At 71.7% G+C, this 4,023-nt stretch carries 2 protein-coding genes; both read left to right on the forward strand.

Annotation, left to right across the window (positions count from 1 at the left end; genetic code table 11):
* Nucleotides 1-721 (forward strand): SDR family oxidoreductase (locus VN520_RS05855; RefSeq protein ID WP_325745769.1); only part of this gene is annotated, 721 nt, incomplete at its 5' end.
* Between the two features lie 358 nt (nucleotides 722-1,079).
* The coding region (ileS, locus tag VN520_RS05860; RefSeq protein ID WP_325745770.1) for an isoleucine--tRNA ligase at nucleotides 1,080-4,023 on the forward strand (2,944 nt) is incomplete at its 3' end.

The following is a 4,023-nucleotide window of genomic DNA, read 5'->3' on the forward strand; positions in this document are numbered from 1 at the left end:
CGCCTCCACCGGCATCGGGGAGGCCACCGCCCGGGAGCTGCGCCGCAGCGGCTGGACCGTCTACGCCGTGGCCCGCCGGGCCGAGCGGCTCGAGGCGCTGGCGGAGCAGACCGGCGCGATCCCCGCGCCCTGCGACGTGACCTCCGACGCCGAGGTCGAGGCCCTGCGCGACCAGGTCCTCGAGGAGCAGGGCCGCGTGGACGCGCTGCTCAACATCTCCGGCGGGGCGCGCGGCACCGACCGGGTGGCCGAGGCGCGCACCGAGGACTGGGCGTGGATGTACGAGGTCAACGTGCTGGGCACGCTGCGCATGACCCGCGCGTTCCTGCCCGCCCTGCGCGAGAACGGCGAGGGCACCGTCCTGAACCTCACCTCGCTGGCCGCCCACCGCGCGTACGAGGGCGGGGCCGGCTACAACGCCGCCAAGTTCGCCCAGCGCGCCATGACCGAGGCCCTGCGGCTGGAGGAGGCCGAGCACAACGTGCGGGTCGTCGAGATCGCCCCCGGGCTGGTGCACACCCCCGAGTTCTCCCTCAACCGCCTCGGCGGGGACCGGGCCGCGGCCGAGCAGGTCTACGCCGGGGTGGAGAAGCCGCTGACCTCGGAGGACGTCGCCGGCGTGTGCGCCTTCGCCGTGAACCTGCCCCACCACGTGGACCTCGACACCGTGACGATCAAGCCGGTCGCCCAGGCCGCGCCCCACAAGATCGTGCGCTCCTAGCCGTCCTGGCCGTCCTGACCGAGGACCGGGAGCGGCGGCCGCCGGCGACCGGGCCCTCCCCGGGTGCGCCGGCGTCCGCCGCCTCCGCGCACCCGGGGAGGGTGGGTTAAGATGGGAGCAGTCACATCGGCGCCGATCCGGCCATCACCGGGGAGCCTCCGGAAGAACGGGACCCGCGGGTCCTCAGTAGACCCGGACGGGTAAGCCCGTCACAGCAGTCAACGAGCGGCGGCCCCGCGCCCGGTGAGGGAGGCGGGACCGCAAGCGAGGTGGTACCGCGTTGTACCCGGGCGACCGGCCGGCAGCGTCCTTGCACCCTGACCCGCACGAGCAGCACCGACGTCAGAACGAGGATCCCGTGTCAGACCAGCCCGTCTACCCCAAGGCGACCACCGACCCCGAGGCCCGCGGCGTGCCCGCGGCGCCGACGTTCCCGGCCGTGGAGGAGCGCGTCCTCGCCTACTGGCAGCAGGACGGCACCTTCCAGGCCAGCATCGACCGGCGCGACCCGGGGGAGGACGGCGCCAACGAGTTCGTCTTCTACGACGGCCCGCCCTTCGCCAACGGCCTGCCGCACTACGGCCACCTGCTCACCGGCTACGTCAAGGACCTCGTGGCCCGCTACCAGACCCAGCAGGGCCGGCGCGTGGAGCGCCGCTTCGGCTGGGACACCCACGGGCTGCCCGCCGAGCTCGAGGCCATGAAGCAGCTCGGGATGGCCGACAAGCAGGAGATCGAGCGGATGGGCATCGCCGCGTTCAACGACGCCTGCCGCAGCTCCGTGATGAAGTACGCCTCCGAGTGGCAGGACTACGTCACCCGCCAGGCGCGCTGGGTGGACTTCGACAACGACTACAAGACCCTCAACCCCGACTACATGGAGTCGGTGATCGCGGCGTTCAAGGGCCTCGACGACAAGGGCCTCGTCTACTCCGGTTACCGCGTCCTGCCGTACTGCTGGAAGGACGAGACGCCGCTGTCCAACCATGAGCTGCGCATGGACGACGACGTCTACAAGGACCGCCAGGACCAGACCGTCACCGTCTCCTTCCCGGTCCTCGACGACGCCTCCTGGGCGAAGCACCCCGAGGTCGTCACCGCGCTCGCCGGGGTTGAGGCGCTCGCCTGGACCACCACGCCCTGGACGCTGCCCACCAACCAGGCCATCGCGGTCGGCCCGGAGATCGTCTACGCCGTGGTCCCGGGCGCGGGCGAGCTCGCCGGGCGGCGCTTCCTGATCGCCGAGGACCTGCTGGGCGCCTACGCCAAGGACCTCGGCTGGGGCGGGGAGGAGGACCCGGCCGCGGCGGCCGCCGCCGCGGTCACCGCCCGCCACCGGGGCGCGGAGCTCGAGGGCCTGCGCTACCGCCGGCTGTGGGACTACTTCGCCGACGCCGAGCGCTTCGGCACCGGCACCTCCTGGCAGTTCGTGGTGGCCGACTACGTCACCACCACCGACGGCACCGGCCTGGTCCACCAGGCCCCCGCCTACGGCGAGGACGACCAGACCGTGTGCGCCGGCTACGGCATCCCCGTGGTGCTGTCCCTCGACGAGGCCGGGGTGTTCTACGACCTGTTCGCCGACGGGTCCCTGGCCGCCGGCGCCCCCCTGGCCGGGCTCGCCGGGAAGAACGTCTTCGACAAGGACGTCGCCCGCACGGTGGTCCGCGACCTCAAGGAGCGGGGCCGGCTGATCCGCCAGGCCAGTTACGAGCACGCCTACCCGCACTGCTGGCGCTGCCGCAACCCCCTGATCTACCGCGCCGTGTCCTCCTGGTTCGTGGAGGTCACCCGGATCAAGGACCGGATGGTCGAGCTGAACCAGCAGATCAACTGGATCCCGGACAACGTCAAGGACGGCCAGTTCGGCAAGTGGCTGGAGAACGCCCGCGACTGGTCGATCTCCCGCAACCGCTACTGGGGCTCGCCGATCCCCGTGTGGGAGTCCGACGACCCCAACCACCCGCGCCGTGACGTCTACGGCTCCCTGGCCGAGCTCGAGGCCGACTTCGGCCGGCTGCCGCGCAACGACCGCGGCGAGGTCGACCTGCACCGGCCCTGGATCGACGAGCTGACCCGCCCCAACCCGGACGACCCGACGGGGCGCTCCACCATGCGCCGGGTGCCCGAGGTGCTCGACGTGTGGTTCGACTCCGGCTCGATGCCCTACGCCCAGGTGCACTACCCCATGGAGAACCGGGACTGGTTCGAGACCCACAACCCGGGCGACTTCATCGTGGAGTACATCGGCCAGACCCGCGGCTGGTTCTACACCCTGCACATCCTCGCGACCGCGCTGTTCGACCGGCCCGCGTTCCGCAACGTCATCAGCCACGGCATCGTGCTGGGCTCCGACGGGCAGAAGATGTCCAAGTCCCTGCGCAACTACCCGGACGTCAACGAGGTCCTGGACCGGGACGGCGCCGACGCGATGCGCTGGTTCCTGATGTCCAGCCCCATCCTGCGTGGCGGCAACCTCGTGGTCACCGAGCAGGGCATCCGCGACGGCGTGCGCCAGATGATGCTCCCGCTGTGGAACGTGTACCACTTCTTCGGCCTCTACACGAACGCCGCGAACGGGGGCGCGGGCTACGAGGCACGGACCCGCCACGACTCCGAGAACGTCATGGACCGCTACGTGCTGGCCATGACCGGGCGGCTGGTGCGGCAGACCAAGGAGGCGTTCGACGCCTACGACATCTGGGGCGCCGCCGAGCACCTGCGCTCCTACATGGACACCCTGACCAACTGGTACGTCCGCCGCTCCCGCGACCGGTTCTTCGCCGAGGACACCGTCGCCTTCGACGTGCTGCACACCTGCCTGGAGACCGTCTGCCGCGTGGCCGCCCCGCTGCTGCCGCTCGTCACCGAGGAGATCTGGCGCGGGCTCACCGGCGGGCGCTCCGTGCACCTGACCGACTGGCCGGACGCCTCCGGCTTCCCGGCGGAGACCGAGCTCGTGGAGCTCATGGAGACCACCCGCACGATCTGCTCCAACGGCTCCGCCCTGCGCAAGGCCCACAAGCTGCGCGTGCGCCAGCCCCTGGCCGGGATGACCGTCGTCGTGCCCTCGGGCGCGAAGCTCGCCGGGACCTTCGAGCACATCGTCGAGGACGAGCTGAACCTCAAGGCCGTCACCCTGCTCGACGCCGCCGAGGCCTCCCCGGAGCAGTTCGGCATCTCCCAGCAGCTGAAGGTCAACGCCCGCGCCGCGGGCCCGCGCCTGGGCAAGGGCGTGCAGGCCGCCATCAAGGCCGCGAAGGCCGGGGACTGGCGGGTCGACGACGACGGCACCGTGGTCG

The organism is Streptomyces sp. (genome assembly GCF_035563135.1).
Taxonomy (GTDB): Bacteria; Actinomycetota; Actinomycetes; order Streptomycetales; family Streptomycetaceae; genus Streptomyces.